General features: G+C 66.5%; 12 protein-coding genes. 8 read left to right on the forward strand and 4 right to left on the reverse strand.

Annotated elements, in window-relative coordinates:
- Positions 1 to 4: 4 nt before the first annotated feature.
- The 4 genes from BZF59_RS04115 to BZF59_RS04130 all read left to right on the forward strand — a co-directional run bounded on the left by BZF59_RS04115 (position 5) and on the right by BZF59_RS04130 (position 4050).
- Positions 5 to 1714 (forward strand): copper resistance system multicopper oxidase, encoded by a 1710-nt coding sequence (locus tag BZF59_RS04115; protein WP_086606972.1) that lies wholly within the window; start codon positions 5 to 7, stop codon positions 1712 to 1714.
- Positions 1711 to 2682 carry a copper resistance protein B gene (locus BZF59_RS04120; protein ID WP_143738086.1) on the forward strand — a complete coding sequence of 324 codons (972 nt, stop codon included), beginning with the start codon at positions 1711 to 1713 and terminating at the stop codon, positions 2680 to 2682. The genes BZF59_RS04115 and BZF59_RS04120 overlap by 4 nt, the downstream gene beginning before the upstream one ends.
- Before the next feature lie 23 nt (positions 2683 to 2705).
- On the forward strand, positions 2706 to 3086 hold the full coding sequence (locus tag BZF59_RS04125; RefSeq protein WP_086606973.1) for a copper resistance protein CopC: 381 nt from the start codon (positions 2706 to 2708) through the stop codon (positions 3084 to 3086).
- A 100-nt stretch (positions 3087 to 3186) separates the two neighbouring features.
- Positions 3187 to 4050: a sterol desaturase family protein gene (locus BZF59_RS04130; protein ID WP_086606974.1), complete on the forward strand. Its 864-nt coding sequence runs from the start codon at positions 3187 to 3189 to the stop codon at positions 4048 to 4050.
- Positions 4051 to 4117: 67 nt separating this feature from the next.
- On the opposite strand, the gene BZF59_RS15995 is transcribed toward BZF59_RS04130, so the two are convergent.
- Both BZF59_RS15995 and BZF59_RS04135 read right to left on the reverse strand, forming a co-directional pair.
- Positions 4118 to 4369 carry a hypothetical protein gene (locus BZF59_RS15995; RefSeq protein ID WP_143738087.1) on the reverse strand — a complete coding sequence of 84 codons (252 nt, stop codon included), beginning with the start codon at positions 4367 to 4369 and terminating at the stop codon, positions 4118 to 4120.
- Positions 4370 to 4551: 182 nt separating this feature from the next.
- A complete protein-coding gene (locus tag BZF59_RS04135; protein ID WP_086606975.1) occupies positions 4552 to 6852 on the reverse strand; it encodes a DUF305 domain-containing protein in 2301 nt (766 codons plus the stop codon).
- A 316-nt stretch (positions 6853 to 7168) separates the two neighbouring features.
- Between BZF59_RS04135 and BZF59_RS04140 the strand changes: the two genes are divergently transcribed.
- A complete protein-coding gene (locus BZF59_RS04140) occupies positions 7169 to 8203 on the forward strand; it encodes a serine hydrolase (RefSeq protein WP_086606976.1) in 1035 nt (344 codons plus the stop codon).
- A gap of 287 nt (positions 8204 to 8490) precedes the next feature.
- Here the strand turns inward: BZF59_RS04140 and BZF59_RS04145 are convergent, their stop codons facing one another.
- Positions 8491 to 8766 (reverse strand): hypothetical protein, encoded by a 276-nt coding sequence (locus BZF59_RS04145; RefSeq protein ID WP_086606977.1) that lies wholly within the window; start codon positions 8764 to 8766, stop codon positions 8491 to 8493.
- A gap of 236 nt (positions 8767 to 9002) precedes the next feature.
- Here BZF59_RS04145 and polA point away from each other — a divergent pair, with 236 nt between their 5' ends.
- On the forward strand, positions 9003 to 11843 hold the full coding sequence (gene polA, locus BZF59_RS04150; protein ID WP_086606978.1) for a DNA polymerase I: 2841 nt from the start codon (positions 9003 to 9005) through the stop codon (positions 11841 to 11843).
- Positions 11844 to 12006: 163 nt separating this feature from the next.
- Here polA and BZF59_RS04155 read toward each other — a convergent pair whose 3' ends face one another.
- Positions 12007 to 14313, reverse strand: a complete 2307-nt coding sequence (locus BZF59_RS04155) for a CDC48 family AAA ATPase (protein ID WP_086606979.1) — start codon at positions 14311 to 14313, stop codon at positions 12007 to 12009.
- Positions 14314 to 14828: 515 nt separating this feature from the next.
- Here BZF59_RS04155 and BZF59_RS04160 point away from each other — a divergent pair.
- A complete protein-coding gene (locus tag BZF59_RS04160) occupies positions 14829 to 15551 on the forward strand; it encodes a CoA transferase subunit A (RefSeq protein ID WP_086606980.1) in 723 nt (240 codons plus the stop codon).
- Positions 15551 to 16714: a hypothetical protein gene (locus BZF59_RS04165; protein ID WP_086606981.1), complete on the forward strand. Its 1164-nt coding sequence runs from the start codon at positions 15551 to 15553 to the stop codon at positions 16712 to 16714. The genes BZF59_RS04160 and BZF59_RS04165 overlap by 1 nt, the downstream gene beginning before the upstream one ends.

Below are 16714 nucleotides of genomic sequence, written 5' to 3' on the forward strand. Positions count from 1 at the left end.
CCCCATGACCTCCCCAAACCTTTCCCGCCGCGGCTTTGTCGGAGCCGTGGGCGCCGCCGCCGGATTGGCCGCGATGCCCGCCTGGGCGCAGGGCCATTCGGTGCACCCCAAGCGCGGGGGCGCGCCGATCAAAGTCGGTTTCGACAGCCTCTCCGGCCCGGTGATCGATCTCACCGTGGCGCATGGCGAGCGGGTGGTGCAGGGGCGCAAGGGCCACGGCATCGCGGTCAATGGTTCAGTGCCGGGCCCGCTGATCCGGCTGCGCGAGGGCCAGAACGTCCGCCTCAACGTCACCAATCATCTCGCCGAGGACACCTCGATCCACTGGCACGGGCTGCTGCTGCCCTTCCACATGGACGGTGTGCCGGGGATCAGCTTTCCGGGCATCAAGCCGGGGCAGACCTTCACCTACGAATTCCCGATCCGCCAGTCGGGCACCTACTGGTATCACAGCCACTCGGGCCTTCAGGAGCAGCAGGGGCATTACGGCCCGCTGATCATCGACCCCGCCGGTGCGGAGCCGGTGGAATACGACCGCGAGTTCATCCTGCTGCTGAGCGAGTTCACCCCGCACCATCCCCATTTCATCATGGACCGGCTGCGCAAGGGCGAGGGCTATTTCAACTATCAGCAGACCAGTTGGGCCGACGAATACCCGCTCACCGCCGCAGACCGCCGGATGTGGGCCGAAATGCGCATGCCCGCGACTGACATCGCCGACGTGACCGGATCGACCTACACCTATCTCGCCAACGGCCGGGGGCCCAAGGAGGGGCTGGAGTTTCTGTTCACCCCCGGCGAACGGGTGCGGCTGCGCGTCATCAACGGTGCGGCGCAGACCTTCTTCAACTTGCGCATTCCCGGCCTCGCGATGACGGTGATCGCGGCAGACGGCCAGAACGTGAAGCCGGTCGAGGTCGACGAATTCCAGATCGGCACCGCCGAAACCTATGACGTGATCCTCACCCCCACCGCCGAAGCCTATACCATCGTCGCGGAGAGCATGGACCGGTCGGGCATGGCACTCGCAACGCTGGCGAGCCGCCCCGGCGCGCGCGCCGCGATCCCGCCGCCGAGGAAGCCTCCGCTGCTCGACATGGGCGACATGGGGATGAACCATGGGGACGGCGCGGGCCATAGCATGAAGGGCATGAAGATGCGCGACACGCTGCTGCTGCCACCCGATGTGAAAGTCGGCCCCGGAATCGACATGGTCTCCATGGCGCCGGTCGACAAGCTGGGCGATCCCGGCCTCGGCCTGCGCGATGTGGCGCACCGCGTGCTCAATTACCGGATGCTCTCGGCGCTGGAGCCCAACCGCGACACGCGCCGCCCCTCGCGCCTGCTGGAGCTGCACCTCACCGGCAACATGGAGCGCTACATGTGGTCCTTCGACGGCGAGATGTATTCCGCCGTCTCCGACAAACCGATCCGCTTTGCGTGGAACGAGCGGGTGCGGGTGAAGCTCGTCAACAACACCATGATGGCGCACCCGATCCACCTGCACGGGATGTTCTTCACCCTCGTCAACGGCGAGGATGCCGCGCACCAGCCGCGCAAGAACATCGTCATCGTCCAGCCCGGTGCGAGCGCGCAGTTCGATCTCACCGCAGACGAGCCGGGCGACTGGGCGTTCCACTGCCACCTGCTCTACCACATGCACGGCGGGATGATGCAGACCGTGACGGTGATGGGACCGGAATCGGGCGCATGAGAAAGTTTCTGTCGTTGCCGCTGCTGCTCGCCGCCGCGCCGCTCGCCGCGCAACACGCGGGGCATGAGATGGCCGCGCCCACGCCTGCGCAAGATCCCCACGCGGGCCATGACATGAGCCCTGCGCAGGACCCTCATGCCGGGCATGACATGACCTCGGCGCAGGCCGATCCCCACGCCGGGCACGCCATGACCGAACCGCCGCCCGTCTCGCCCGGCCCGACCATGGAGACTCCGCCGCCGCCCGCCGCCGGAAGCGGTCCGCCGCGCGCCGCCGATGCGATCTGGGGGGCAGAGGCCATGGCCGCCTCGCGCGAGGAATTGCGCAAGACCCACGGGGACTTCCCGGTGTTCTGGTTTCAGGGCGACCGCTTCGAGACTCAGGTGCGCGAGGGCGGGGATGCCTACCTGTGGGACATTCAGGGCTATTACGGCACCCCCACCAGCCGCCTGTGGTTCAAGTCCGAGGGCGAGGGCGAATGGGGCGGCGCCCCCGAGGACGCCGAGGTGCAGGCGCTCTATGCGCGCGCTTTCAAACCCTTCTGGGACGTGCAGGCGGGCATCCGTCACGATATCGCCGGGCCCGACACCACCCATGCGGTGATCGGCGTGCAGGGCCTTGCGCCCTACATGTTCGAGATCGACACCGCGCTGTTCCTCAGCACCCGCGGCGATCTGACCGCGCGGATCGAGGCCGAAGTCGACCAGCGCATTACCCAGCGCCTGATCCTTCAGCCGCGGATCGAGGCCAATCTGTCGGCGCAGGACATTCCCCTGCTGGGTGTGGGCGCGGGGCTCGACCAGATCGAGATCGGCGCGCGGCTGCGTTATGAATTCCGGCGCGAGTTCGCGCCCTATGTGGGCATCGAGCAATCGTGGCGCACCGGCGCGGGCGCCGATTTCGCCCGTGCGCGGGGCGAAGATCCCTCGACCACCAGCCTCGTCGCCGGCATCCGTTTCTGGTTCTGATCAATACTAAGGACACTGACCCCATGCGTATCCCCGCCCTTCTCGCTGCTCTCGCCCTGACCGCGCTCTCGCCCTCGGGCCTGGCCGCGCACGTTGCGCTGACCGCCTCGACCCCGACTGCGGGCAGCGCGGCCAAGGCCCCCAAGGTGGTCACGCTCACCTTCAGCCAAGCAGTCGACCCCTCGACCGCCGCGGCCAGCATCGTGATGACCGCGATGCCGGGCATGTCGAACCACGGCGAAATGGCGATCCGCAACTTCACCCCCAGCTGGTCGGCCGACAAGCGCACGCTGACGCTGACGCTCAAGAAGCCCCTGCCAGCCGGAACCTATGAAGTGCGCTGGCAGGCCGCCGCAGGCGATGGCCACGCGATGACCGGGACGCTGCATTTCACCGTCGGCTGACCCTCTCCGGAGCCCCCCCTCGACCGCTTACGGTGAATGGCGTATTCTCCCTGCCCGGAACGCCGCCATAGAGCGGGGGCCAAACAAGGGGGCCGATCCGGTGAAACAGTCGCTCGTCAACCTGCTGCCGCCCGCGACCGTCGCGGCGATCTGGGCCTTCTGGGCCTTTGCCCCTGCCGCATGGGTCGAGGGCGGCTGGGCGATCATGGCGGTGGGGCTGGGCACGCTGGTGCTGGTGCAGGCGCTCGAGCTGGTGTTCGAACGGCACGAAGGCTGGCGCATCAACCGCCGCGAGCTGGCGACCGACGTGTTCTATGTCGTCTTCGGTTACGGGGTGATCGGCTTTCTCACCGAAACGCTGGTCAACGGGCCGCTGTCGCAGCTGAAAGAAGCGCTCGGCATCGCCACCCCCTGGCTCGCGGACAGCCCCTTCATGGTGCAGGTGCTGGTGGTGATGTTCACCTTCGAATTCGGCCAGTACTGGATGCACCGCGCGATGCACAACTGGCACCCGCTGTGGCTGACCCACGCGCCGCATCACCACATCACCCAGCTGAACGCATTGAAGGGCTTTATCGGCAACCCGATCGAGCTGTTCCTGATCAGCCTCGGCGTGATCGCGCTGCTCGATGTCGATCTGAACGCCCTGTTCGCCGCGATCACCGCGAGCGGCGCGATCGCCACCTATGCCCACGCCAACGTGCGGGCCAATCCGCCGATCTGGTTCGGGTTTTTCTTCACGACGATCCGCCATCACAGCCTGCACCACACCGCGCTGAGCTACGAGGACACGCGCTGCAATTACGGCAACAGCGTGATTTTCTGGGACCGGCTGTTCGGCACCTTCAAGGACGGCGAGAGCGAGATTGTCGGGCAGGACGATCGGCGGCGGTTGTCGATCAAGGAACAGTGGCTGTTCCCGCTGCGCCCCTGGCTGGAGAAGCGCAAGGCGGCGAGGGGGTAGGCGCGTCCGCTTTCGGGCGCTGCGTCAGAGGGGCGGGTTACCAGCCACATTGGCGCCAAGGGCGTCATCAGGTGTTGAGTAACACTACCCCCACCAGCGCCATAATCAGTATTATAAGCGCTATGATGAAGAATACGGCCAGCGGGAAGCAAGTTCCCAGATCGTCATCGCTGGCAATGGCGACACACAAGAAACCAATTGTACCAGAAATCAATGTCGCGACAGGGCCAAATAATGTTCCTGCGACAAGAGTTACGCCTATGGCGATCAGAGATGAATAGGCGAAGCGCTTTAACCTGAGTTTTGTTTTCTTCTCCACTCAGTTTCATCTCCAGTAAGCGCTGATGAAAGCCTATTTTCAGGCCGAGTGCGAGAGCAATCTCAGCTTTTGCCGGGATGACGACATACAGCAACCGCCAACAACCGCACCGTGGTCGCTTTCCGAACGGCAGGCCTGTCCCCGCAAGGGCGCAAGCCTGCCGTCCCGCTTAGCGTCGTGCCTCACCCCCCCTTGCGGCTCGCCGCTGCGGCGTCGATTGCCTTCTTGTCCCAGGTCACGCGGGTCTGGGTCTGGGGGTTGAAGCGGTTGTCTTCATACTGCGCCGCCTTGGCCGCCGCGATTTCGGCCTTGGTGAGGAATTCGCTCGGCTTCAGTGCGAAGACGTCGATCCCGCGGGTGATCTCGGTGCCGTAGATGTGGCCCTTGTACCAGTAGACCGACCAGTAGCCGCCCAGCACCATCTGCTTCATGTCGATCGGCCCGCGGTCGAAATAGGCGATTTCCTTGGGGTTGGCGCTGTCGGTGAAGTCCATCACCGAAAGCCCGCCCTGATACCACGCCTGCGCGAACAGATCGCGGCCCGGCACCGGGATGATCGAGCCGTTGTGCGCGACGCAGTTCTCTTTGTCGCTCTGCGGGGCAGGCATCTTGTAGTGGGCGCGGAACTTGAGCTTGCCGTCGACGATATCGTAAATCGCATTGGCGCCCCAGGTCTTGGGGTCGGAAGCCTTGCAGCGCGGCCGCCCGCCGCCGCCCCACTCGTCGGTGAAGATCACCTTGGTGCCATCATTGTTGAAGGTCGCCGAGTGCCAATAGGCAAAGGTGGTGTCAGTCGCCACGTCGATCCGCTTCGGGTTCAAGGGATCGGCGATGTCGAACAGGATGCCGTTGCCTGAACACGCGCCCGCGGCGAGCTTCAGCGCCGGGAAGACAGTGATGTCGTGGCACTGATCGGTCGGCGCGGTGCGCTGGGTGCCGTCGCCGTGATCGCCGCCGGTCCACAGGCCCGCGATGGTGCCGGTGCTCTCGTCGGCGAAGACCCGCGGGCTCTTGACGATGCGCGCCTGCGAGGGATCGGCGAGCGGGATCTCGATCACGTCGATCGAGAACAGCGCGGTGCGCGCGTCGCCCGGAATCTCGCCGATGCAGCCCGCCAGTTCCTCGGTCTCGCGCACCCCGGCGGTGCCCGAGTTGTAGACGATCAGGCGGGTATCGTCGGCGCTGACGACCGAGTGGGTGTGGCTCCCCCGGCAGGTCTGCACCTGACCCACCTGACGCGGGGCAGCGAGGTTGGAGATGTCGAAGATCCTGAGGCCGCGGAAGCGGTCTTCATTGACCTTGCCCGGCGCGCCTTCCAGCCCGCAGTCGACGCGCCCGCGGGTCTGCTCGACGCTCATGACGAGGATATTGCCGACCACCGAGACATCGCCCTGCCCGCCGGGGCAGACGACCGAGCTCATCAGGTTCGGCACGCCATCGGTGCCCAGCTTGTAGATGTTGAACCCGTGGTAGGAGCCTGCGACCATCACATCGTCGAAAAAGGCGATGTCGGTGTTGGCGAAATCGAGCAGCGGGGAGCGCTCGGCAAATTCGGTGAGGTCTTCCTCCTCGCGCTCGGGCGTAGCGGCGCCATCAACAGCGGCTTCCGCGACCTTGGCGGCGGCGGCTTCGGCGGCGCTTTCAACGGTCTCGGGCTCGGCCCCATCCTCGGCCCCGTCCTTCTCCTTGTCCTTCTTGGGCGGGACGGGCGGGCGCAGATCGGCCGGGTTGGCGGGGTTGAAGAAGCCCGCCGGCTTGGGCAGGGTCGCGACCTTGGTCAGATTGAGGATCGCCTCACCCGCATTGTCGAAGCCCGCCGCAAGGCCGGTGCGCGGATCGCCTGACAGGCCGGCGAGGAGCTTGTCCATCCGCTCGATCTCGGTGGTCTGCTCCTTGTCGATGTCGTTCACGAACTGGTAGAGCACCGGGTCGGCCGCCGTGCCGTCCTCGCGCAGCAATTCCTCGACCATGTCGACCGCGCCGTCGTGGTGGGCGATCATCAGGGTCAGGAACTGGCGGTCGAACTCCACGCCCTTGGCAGCGGCCAGCGCCTTCATCTGTTCGGGGGAGGCCATGCCCTTCATCATGTGGTGCATGTGATCGCCGTGGCCCGCCATCATCGGGTCTTCGATCGGCTCGCCCCGCTCGGTCAGCCAGCCTTTCATGAAGGCGATTTCATCGGCCTGGCTGGATTCGATCCGCCCGGCGATGGTCAGCAGATCCTGCGTATTGGTGCGCTCCTTCACCAGCTTCGCCATGTCGAGCGCCTGCGTGTGGTGCACGATCATGGCTTGCATGAAAGCCACGTCAGACGCGGTGTAGCTCGCCTGCGCCAGCTTGACCGCCTCATCGGCAGTGAGCGTCTTCGACGCCTGCCCCGGCGCGCCCGGCTGGACGATCTGGACGCTTTGCGCATGCGCAAGGCTGGAGGCGGAAAGCAGCAGGGCAGCAAGCGCGGTGCGCGCGGCGGCGGTATCGGTCATGAAAGTCCCCTTGGATCGATGCTTGACCGGCAACCTGACGCAGTCCGGCGCGCAGTCAAGGGGCCATGCGGCGGGGCAAGCCGCATATCGACGAACCTCACACCCCGGTCGAGCAGCCGCATGGTGGCCTCTGATGCTCAGGTTCGCTGATGCGAACCCATGCGCCTCCCGCCCCGGCTCGACTTGGTTAAGCGACTCTGTCTTACAGGGCGCACCTTTCATCGCATGCGCCGAGGCGAGGGCTTGCCGCGCCGAATCGGGCGTGGATAAGCCTATCGTTAAGCCCCCGGAAACCCTGTTGGAGTAGCTTGTCCTTATGACACGCCCCCGCTTTCTCGCCGTCTTCACCGGGCTTCTTGCCTCTTTTGCGGCGATGGCGAGCAGCCCGGCGGCCGCGAATGCCGATGAAATTCAGGAAAGTTTCGAGGCCACATTCGGCACCGAAGTGCGCCAGCCGCCGAGCTTCGAGGCGCTTTATGCCGGCCATTTCGAACAGCGCATCCGCGAACTCGCCAATCCGGCCGAAGGGCGCATCGGGGTGGCAGCGATCGACCTTGCCACGGGTGAGGAGATCATGGTGCTGGGCGACCAGCTGTTTCCGATGGCCTCGACCAGCAAAGTCGCCGTGGCGGCGACCTATATGTCGATGGTCGAACAGGGCCGCTTTTCGCTGACCAGCGAATTTCCGCTGATGCTGCCGGTGCGATCGGCCAAGTATTCCTCGCCCAAGGCGCCGGTGCGGGCCGGGCAGACGATGCAGGCGATCGACCTGATCGAGATCATGATCACCCGTTCCTCCAACCCCGCGACCGACGCGCTGCTGGCCGCCGTGGGCGGGCCCGATGTGGTCAACAACTGGGTGCGGCGGCAGGGGATCGGCGAATTCTCGATCAACCGCGACATCGCCACGCTGGTGCGCGACGATGGCGAGTACAACCCCGTCACCCATATCGACAGCCGCGATGCCGCCACCCCGCGCGCGATGGTGCGGCTGCTGGCCGGGCTCTATCGCGGCGAATTCCTGTCGGATGAAAGCCGCCGGGTGATCCTTGGCGCGATGAGCCGCACGGTCACCGGCAAGAATCGCATCCCGGCCTATATCCCGCTCGAAGCGCGGGTCAGCCACAAGACCGGATCGCTGTTCAATACGTCGAGCGATATCGGCCTGATCGAATGCCCCGATGGCCGCGTGATTGCGGTGGCGATCTATGTCACCGGACAGGGCACCAAGCTGGCCCGGCAGGACCGGATCGCCGCGATCGCCCGCGCGCTCTATGATGGGTTCGCGGTGCGCGCCCAGCAGAACCCGACGCGCAACTGGGCCAACGCGCCTTACGCGACGGGGGGCTGAGGGGCCTTCTTATACCGAGGTTCGCTGATGCGAACCCATGCACCTCCCGCCCCGCCTCCCGCGTCTGGGATCAGGAAGGATTCCGGGGGAATGCTTCCCCCGGACGGCGGCCACCAATGATGCCATCATGCTATGGTGGCCGGGTGGGGAGGCGGGGCGGGAGGTCTGCGTCGCGCGCTAGCGCGACCTGGTATAACGCCAAAAACCGGACAGCAAAAAAGGCGGCCCCGGATGGGAGCCGCCCTCTTGTTTTGCTGTCCCCGCCTGACCGGCAGGGCCGTGCGCGATTACTCGGCAGCGGCGTCCACGTCGGCTGCGGCAGCAGCGGCGGCATCGCCGATTTCGTCGGTGGTCTTCACCGCGGTGTCGGCAGCGTCGTCGGCAGCGGCTTCGATCTCGCCAGCGGCTTCGGTGGCGGTGTCGGTGATGGCTTCGCCCGCGGCGTCGGCGTCGGCTTCCATGGCGTTGACGGTTTCGTCGGCTTCGGCTTCGGTGGTCTCGCTGCAAGCGGCGAGGCCGAGGGCCGAGGTGGCGATGGCGGCGGCGAGGATGATCTTGCGCATGGTGAAACTCCCTGAACTGCGAATGGTACGCGCCCTTTGCGGGTCACGCCGAGACCGGTCGCACCAGCGCCCGGTCCGATGCACAGATAGGGGCATAGCGTGGCAGGGACAAGCGAAATGGGGCAGGGCGCCGCAATTATGCCCTTTTTTCGCCACAATCTGACGCATCCCAGCGCCCGAACGCGTCCTTGCGCCAAGCCTCTACCCGCCGGCCACGCCGGGTGCTAGCAGGCGGCATGTCCGAAAAGCAGCACCTCTATCTCGTCGATGGCTCGTCCTATATCTTCCGGGCCTATCACCGCCTGCCGCCGCTGACGAACCCGGAAGGCACGCCGGTGGGCGCGGTCTATGGCTACACCACGATGCTGTGGAAGCTCGCCGCCGATCTCGACGCGGCGGACGGGCCGACGCATCTCGCGGTGATCCTCGATGCCGGGTCGGAGAGCTTCCGCAACGACATCTACGATCAGTACAAGGCCAACCGCCCGGAACCGCCCGAGGATCTGGTGCCGCAATTCCCGCTGATCCGCGACGCCACCCGCGCCTTCAGCCTGCCCTGCATCGAGGTGCCGGGGCTTGAGGCGGATGACCTCATCGCCACCTACGCCCGCCGCGCGCAGGAACAGGGATGGGACGTCACCATCGTCAGCTCCGACAAGGACCTGATGCAGCTGATCGGCGAGGTCGACGGCGCGAAGATCGACATGCTCGATACGATGAAGAACCAACGCATCTGGCTGGAGGAGGTCGAGGAGAAATTCGGCGTCGGCCCTGAACTGGTCGGCGATGTGCTGGCGCTGATGGGCGACAGCGTCGACAACGTGCCGGGGATCTACGGGATCGGGCCAAAGACCGCGAGCAAGCTGATCGCCGAACACGGCTCGCTCACCGCCGCGCTGGATTCCGCGCCCGACATGAAGCCCTCCAAGCTCAAGGAGCGCCTGATCGAGGGCCGCAAGGATGCGGAACTCTCCAAGGTGCTGGTGACGCTGAAAGAGGATTGCGACCTTCCCCAGCCGCTGGGCGAGATGAAGCTCGGCCCGGTGCCGCCCGAACCGCTGGCGGCGTTCCTCCAGACCCACGGCTTCACCTCGCTGCTGCGGCGGCTGGACAGCGGCGCGGGGAGCCCGTCGCGCACCACCGATCTCAATCCGCCCAAGCCGACCACTGCGGCAGCGAATGGTAGCGGGGAGGGCAACCGCCAGCCGCTGCCCGAGATGCCGCCGGTCGACCATTCGGCTTACGAGACGGTGCAGACCCTCGAACGCCTCGAAGCATGGGTCGCCCGCGCCCGCGCGGCGCAGGCGGTGGCGGTCGATACCGAGACCACTTCGCTTGATGCGATCCGGGCCGATCTGGTCGGCGTCAGCCTCGCGCTGGGGCCGAACGATGCCTGCTACATCCCCTTGGGCCACGGTGGCAGCGACATGTTCGCCGAAAAGCCCGAGCAGGTGCCGATGAAAGACGCCATCGCGGCGCTGAAGCCGCTGCTGGAGGATGAGGCCGTCCTCAAGATCTTCCAGAACGGCAAGTATGATCTCAACGTGCTGGCGCGGCAGGGGATCATGGTCGCCCCGATCGACGACACGATGGTGATCAGCTTCGATCTCGACGCCGGGCGCGGCGAGGACGGGATGGGCGGCGGTCACGGGATGGACGAGCTGAGCCAGCGTCACCTCGGCCACACCCCGATCCCGTTCAAGGACCTGTGCGGCAGTGGCAAGAAGGCTATCGGCTTCAACGAGGTGCCCTTGGACCGCGCCACGGCCTACGCCGCCGAGGATGCCGATGTGACATGGCGGCTTCACGCCCTGCTGAAGCCGCGCCTCGCGGTCGAGGGCGGCAGCAAGATCTACGAGCGGGTCGACCGCCCGCTGATCGCGGTGGTCGCAGGCATGGAGCGCGAAGGCATCAGGGTCGATCGCGCGCGCCTCGCCAAGCTGTCGGAGGAATTCGCCATCGAAATCGGGCGGCTCGAAGGCGAGATCCACGCCATTGCCGGACAGGAATTCACCGTCGGCAGCCCCAAGCAATTGGGCGACATCCTGTTCGACAAGATGGGCTTCAAGGGCGGCAAGAAGGGCAAGAGCGGGCAATATTCGACCGACCAGTCGGTGCTCGAAAATCTCGCCAAGGACGAGGCCGCCAGGCCCATCGCCAACAAGGTGCTCGAATGGCGCCAGCTGGCGAAGCTCAAGTCGACCTATACCGACGCGCTGCAAGAGGCGATCAACCCCGATACGGGCCGGGTGCACACGAGCTATTCACTGGTGGGCGCGCAGACCGGGCGCTTGTCTTCGACCGATCCGAACCTCCAGAACATTCCGATCCGCACCGCGATCGGCCGCCAGATTCGCGAGGCCTTTGTGCCCGAGGCGGGCAATGTGCTGCTCGCGGCGGACTATTCGCAGATCGAACTGCGGCTGGCCGCGCATATGGCCGATGTCGAAAGCCTCAAGGAGGCGTTTGCCGAGGGCGAGGACATCCACGCCCGCACCGCGCGCGAGATGTTCGGCGAAGTCACCCGCGACACCCGCGCCCGCGCCAAGACGATCAACTTCGCGATCCTCTACGGCATCTCACGCTGGGGCCTCGCGGGGCGGCTGGAGGTCGAGCCGGACGAGGCGCAGGCGATGATCGACACCTATTTCCAGCGCTTCCCCGGCATCCAGCGCTACATCCACGAAACGCTGGAGAGCGTCAGGGCCAAGGGCTATTCCGAGACACTGTTCGGCCGCAAGACGTGGTTTCCGCGGATCAATTCGAAGAACCAGGCCGAACGGCAAGGCAGCGAACGCGCCGCGATCAACGCGCCGATCCAGGGCACCAGCGCCGACATCATCAAGCGCGCGATGGCGCGGATGCTCCCGGCGCTGGCCGACGCAGGGCTGCACGACGTGCGGATGCTGCTGCAGGTGCATGACGAGCTGGTGTTCGAACTGCCCGAAGCCCGGGTGGAAGCCGCCACCCCGATCATCCGTCAGGTGATGGCCGAGGCGGCGCTCCCCGCGGTGGAGCTGACCGTACCGCTCGGCGTCGATATCGGCACCGGGGCAAGCTGGGACGCGGCGCATTGAAACCTGAACTCCGTTCGCCCTGAGCTTGTCGAAGGGCCGCTTTTCTTGGGCCTCGCACGACGGCAGCAAGAGAGGACGGTCCTTCGACAAGCTCAGGACGAACGGAAATTGAACCTACGCAAAATGTTTCACGTGAAACATTTAGCGAACGGGCCGTGCCTGCTCAATCGTGCTTCTTCTCCCGCGTCGGGGTCAGCATGTCGGGCGAGAGGAAGCCGATCGGCTGCACTGCCGCCGCGCGCTTCTTCAGTTCGCCGCGCATTTGCTTGTATTCCTCCTCCATTTCGACCGTCACCGTGGCGCGCGAATCCTTGAGCGCGGCGTCGAAGTCGCGGCGCTCGACCGCGCTGACTTCGCCGCCCACGCGGCGCAGCGCGGCAAGACCCGCACGGCGCACCACGTCCTCAAGATCGGCGCCGGTGAAGCGCTCCGTCTCGGCTGCGATGGCGCCGAGGTCGACATCATCGGCCAGCGGCATCTTGGCGGTGTGAATGCCGAGAATGTGCTCGCGGCCCGGCTTGTCGGGGGTGCCGACATAGACCAGCTCGTCGAAGCGGCCCGGACGCAGCAGCGCGGGGTCGACCAGCGTCGGGCGATTGGTCGCGCCGACCACGACCACCGATTGCAGCTCCTCCAGCCCGTCCATCTCGGCAAGGATGGTGTTGACCACCCGGCCCGTCACCTGCGGTTCGCCCTGGCCTGAGCCGCGCGCGGGGACCAGCGAATCGATTTCGTCGATGAACACCACGCAGGGCGCGACCGCGCGGGCGCGGGCGAAGAGGCGGGCGATCTGCTGCTCGCTCTCGCCATACCACTTCGACAAGAGGTCGGAGCTCTTCATCGAGATGAAGTTCGCCTCGGCCTCCTTGGCGACCGCCTTGGCGAGCAGGGTCTTTCCCGTTCCCGGCGGGCCATAGAGCAGGAAGCCCTTGGCCGGACGAATGCCGAGGCGGCGGAAGGCGTCGGGGTTCTTGAGCGGCAGCTCGATCCCCTCCTTCAGCTTGTCGATCGCCTCGCCCGCGCCGCCGATATCGTCCCACGCGACATTGGGCACCTGCACCATCACCTCGCGCATCGCCGAGGGCTGGACGCGCTTGAGCGCCGAGAGGAAGTCGTCGCGGGTGACGCACAGGTCTTCGAGCACCTCGGGCGGCACGGTGCGCTCGTCGAGGTCGAGCCGCGGCATGATGCGGCGCACCGCCTCGATCGCAGCCTCGCGGGCGAGCGCGGCGATATCCGCGCCGACGAAGCCGTGGGTGACGCGCGCCAGTTCGTCGAGATCGACCTCCTGTTCGAGCGGCATCCCGCGGGTGTGGATGCTGAGAATCTCGCGCCGCCCGCGCTGGTCGGGAACGCCGATCACAATCTCGCGGTCAAAGCGACCCGGGCGGCGCAATGCCTCGTCAATGGCGTCGGGACGATTGGTCGCTGCTATGACAACGAGATTGGCACGCTTCTCCAGCCCATCCATCAGGGTCAGCAGCTGGGCGACAAGGCGCTTTTCCGCTTCGCCCGGCACTTGCGTGCGCTTGGGCGCGATGGAGTCGATCTCGTCGATGAAGATGATCGCGGGCGCGGCGCGGGCGGCTTCATCGAAAACTTCGCGCAGGCGCTTTTCGGATTCGCCATAGCCCGAGCCCATGATTTCCGGGCCGTTGATGGTGAAGAATTCCGCATCGCTTTCATTGGCGACCGCTTGAGCGAGGCGGGTCTTGCCGGTGCCCGGCGGGCCGTGGAGCAGCACGCCCTTAGGCGGCTCGACCCCCAGACGGATGAACAGTTCGGGGTAGCGTAGCGGTAGCTCGACCATTTCGCGCAGGGCCCGGATGGTTTCCTCCATGCCGCCGACATCGTCATAGTTGACGACCGCGCGGCCATCGCGCGGTTCCTCGAACTCGGCGCGCAGCTCGACCTCGGTGTTCTCGTCGATGTGGACGATGCCCTTGGGGCTGGTCGAAGCGACGGTCAGGCGGATTTGCGTGAGCGCATAGGCGGGCGCGCGCAGCAGCTGGCGCACGTCGGCGGGCATGTTCTGCACCGGCTGCTGGCCGGTGGTGGCGACAAGGTCTCCGGCAACCAGCGGGCGCTGGAAGAAGTTGCGCTTCAGCGCTTGTGTCGGCCCCTGCAAGCGCATTTCGCGCTGGGCGGGGGCGAAGACCACGCGGGTCGCGGGCCGCGATTCGCCGCGCGCGATTTCCACATGCTCGCCCGAGCCGCCCTGCGCATTGCCGCGCTGGAGACCGTCGAGGCGCACTACGTCGAGCGCGTCGTCTTCGGGATAGGCGGCCATGGCGATCGCAGCGGTGACGCGCTTGCCGCGAATCTCGACCACGTCGCCCTCGGTGATCCCGAGCTTCTGGAAGGCCGAACGCGGGATGCGGGCGATGCCGGCCCCCGATTCTTCCTGCCGGGCAGGCGCGACCTGCAGGCGCACGGTGCGGGTCGGAGTGTCGGTTTCGGCGTCGGCCATGAGGGATTCCTGTGCAACGGGTGTCAGCCCGATAGCTAGGAACAGCGGCAATCGAATGCAATCGGCGAGGGAGCGGCGAGGCTTTGCCGGGCGGCGGTGCGCAGGGCGAGCGGGGCCGGAAAGCGATAGCGCTACCGGGCAAGAAAAAAGCCCGGCAACAAGTGCCGGGCTTGAAAAGTTTGGGAGAGGATGCCTGAAAGGCAGGCTCTAATTGCCCCAGTTTCCCCGATTGTGCAAGTGCGAAAGATACCTAGTTTGTTGCAAAGAGCGCAACTAGAGCCGGATTTTGTGCAGTTTTGTGCGAAAGTTTGCAAATTTCTGCCCAAAATGGCGGCATCCGCCTAAAGCTTGGGCAGAATTTTCGCCGAGTCGCTCTTGTGCGCCGCAACATGAAAGTCGATTCGACTTCGAGGCGGCACGGGCGTGACAGCGCCGCCGGAACGCTCTAATCACGTGGGCGATCCCGCCCGCCGGGGTCGCTTTAGCGTGACACCATACGAGGCAGCGAGGCCCCCATGACCAAGCTTTACCCCGACGCCGCCAGTGCGCTTGCCGGCGTGCTCCGCGATGACATGATGATCGCCGCGGGGGGCTTTGGCCTGTGCGGTCTGCCCGAACGGCTGCTGGACGCGATTCGTGACAGCGGCGTGAAAGGTCTCACCTTTGCCAGCAACAATGCGGGGATCGACAACGAGGGCATCGGCAAGCTGCTGCGCACGCGGCAGGTCACAAAGATGATCAGCTCCTATGTCGGCGAGAACAAGGAGTTCGAGCGGCAATATCTGGCGGGCGAGCTGGAAGTCGAGTTCTGTCCGCAGGGCACGCTGGCCGAGCGGATGCGCGCAGGCGGCGCGGGCATCCCCGGCTTCTACACCCGCACCGGCGTCGGCACCGAAGTCGCCAAGGGCAAGGAACACAAGGACTTCCCCGATCGTGACGGGGTGATGCAGACCTATATTCTCGAACACGGGATCTTCGCCGACCTTGCCATCGTCAAGGCGTGGAAGGCCGACGAGACGGGCAATGTCGTGTTCCGCAAGACCGCGCGCAATTTCAACCTGCCCGCCGCGACCTGCGGGAAGGTCTGCGTGGTCGAGGTTGAGGAGGTTGTGCCCGCAGGCGCGCTCGATCCCGATCAGATCCATCTGGCGGGCGTGTTCGTGAACCGCATCGTGCTCGGCGCGCCCTATGACAAGAAGATCGAGTTCCGCACCGTTCGCGAGAGGGAGACGGCGTGATGGATAAGAGGTTTCTGGCCCTGCCGCTGCTGCTGCTGGCAGGATCGTCGCTGTCGGGCTGCGTCGCGGCGGCGATTCCGGCGCTGGCGGGCGCAGGCGTGTTCGGCACGCGGATCGACGGCAAGGACGCGGGCGAGAGCAGGGCGGAGGTGGCGGCGGCGACCGCGCCCGCTCCCGCACCGGCTCCCAGCCCCGCCGCAACTCCGGCACCCGCCCCAACCCCCGCACCTACCACCGTGCGGATCCCTGCGCTGCCAGCGGCATCGGCACCCGCGCCCTCGCGTCCCGATCCGCAGCCCGCACCAGGCCTTGCGGTGACGATCCCCCCGCCCGCCACAAGCGCGCCGCCTGCCGCCCGCCCGGCCGTGACCGCGCCTGCACCGGCCGCGACCACGCCGCCTCCGGTGACGGTCGTGCCACCACCCGTTCAGGCCGCGCCCGTTCAGGTCGGCCCCCGTCCGGCTCCGGCTCCGGTGACGACAGCGCCGCGCCCGCAATTGCCGCCCGCTGCTGCCGCCGCTCCGGCCGCTGCCACTGCCGCAGCGCCTGTCGCCGTGCCGCCGGCTGCCGCCTATCCCGATCCCGCGCGCCCGCTCACGCCCGAGCAGTCGAGCTTCGCCCGCTTCGTGCGCTATGGGCAGGCCTCGGCACTCGGCGGCAAGCGCGGGGCCGACCTGCCCTCGGCGATCCTCAGCGATCCGGTCGCGCTCGATGGCCAGCGCCGCCGTTGTTCGCCGGGCGAGCAGCCGGTTGCGGTGATCGATCTCGATCCGGCGGGCGGCGTGTTCCGGCCGCCTGCCAACCCGGCCCAGCAGCCCGGCCTCGCGCTCGGGCTGGCGGTGCTGCGCGAGGCGGGGGTGGAGATCGCCTGGCTGTCCGACATGCCGACCACGCAATCGGGCGCGCTGCGTGTCGCGCTGGAAAAGTCGGGGCTCGACCCGCGCGGCGAGGATATCATTTCGCTGCGCCGTGACGGTGCCGACACCAAGGATCAGCGCCGCGACAGTCTCGCCGCGATCACCTGCATCATCGCCATCGCCGGGGACGAACGGCCCGATTTCGACACGCGCTTCAAATATCTGCGCTCGCCCGAGGCAGGCGCGGGGCTGGAGCCGCTGATCGGCGACGGCTGGTTCCTGATCGCGCCGCTGCTGGGGGAGTGA

The sequence above is a fragment of the Erythrobacter donghaensis genome (assembly GCF_002155425.1).
GTDB lineage: Bacteria > Pseudomonadota > Alphaproteobacteria > Sphingomonadales > Sphingomonadaceae > Erythrobacter > Erythrobacter donghaensis.

Coding starts and splice junctions, on each gene's coding strand:
- BZF59_RS04165 (WP_086606981.1), top strand. CDS start 15,551: ATGGATAAGAGGTTTCTGGCCCTGCCGCTGCTGCTGCTGGCAGGATCG.
- BZF59_RS04125 (WP_086606973.1), top strand. CDS start 2,706: ATGCGTATCCCCGCCCTTCTCGCTGCTCTCGCCCTGACCGCGCTCTCG.
- polA (WP_086606978.1), top strand. CDS start 9,003: ATGTCCGAAAAGCAGCACCTCTATCTCGTCGATGGCTCGTCCTATATC.
- BZF59_RS04160 (WP_086606980.1), top strand. CDS start 14,829: ATGACCAAGCTTTACCCCGACGCCGCCAGTGCGCTTGCCGGCGTGCTC.
- BZF59_RS04140 (WP_086606976.1), top strand. CDS start 7,169: ATGACACGCCCCCGCTTTCTCGCCGTCTTCACCGGGCTTCTTGCCTCT.
- BZF59_RS04135 (WP_086606975.1), bottom strand. CDS start 6,852: ATGACCGATACCGCCGCCGCGCGCACCGCGCTTGCTGCCCTGCTGCTT.
- BZF59_RS04155 (WP_086606979.1), bottom strand. CDS start 14,313: ATGGCCGACGCCGAAACCGACACTCCGACCCGCACCGTGCGCCTGCAG.
- BZF59_RS04120 (WP_143738086.1), top strand. CDS start 1,711: ATGAGAAAGTTTCTGTCGTTGCCGCTGCTGCTCGCCGCCGCGCCGCTC.
- BZF59_RS04145 (WP_086606977.1), bottom strand. CDS start 8,766: ATGCGCAAGATCATCCTCGCCGCCGCCATCGCCACCTCGGCCCTCGGC.
- BZF59_RS04115 (WP_086606972.1), top strand. CDS start 5: ATGACCTCCCCAAACCTTTCCCGCCGCGGCTTTGTCGGAGCCGTGGGC.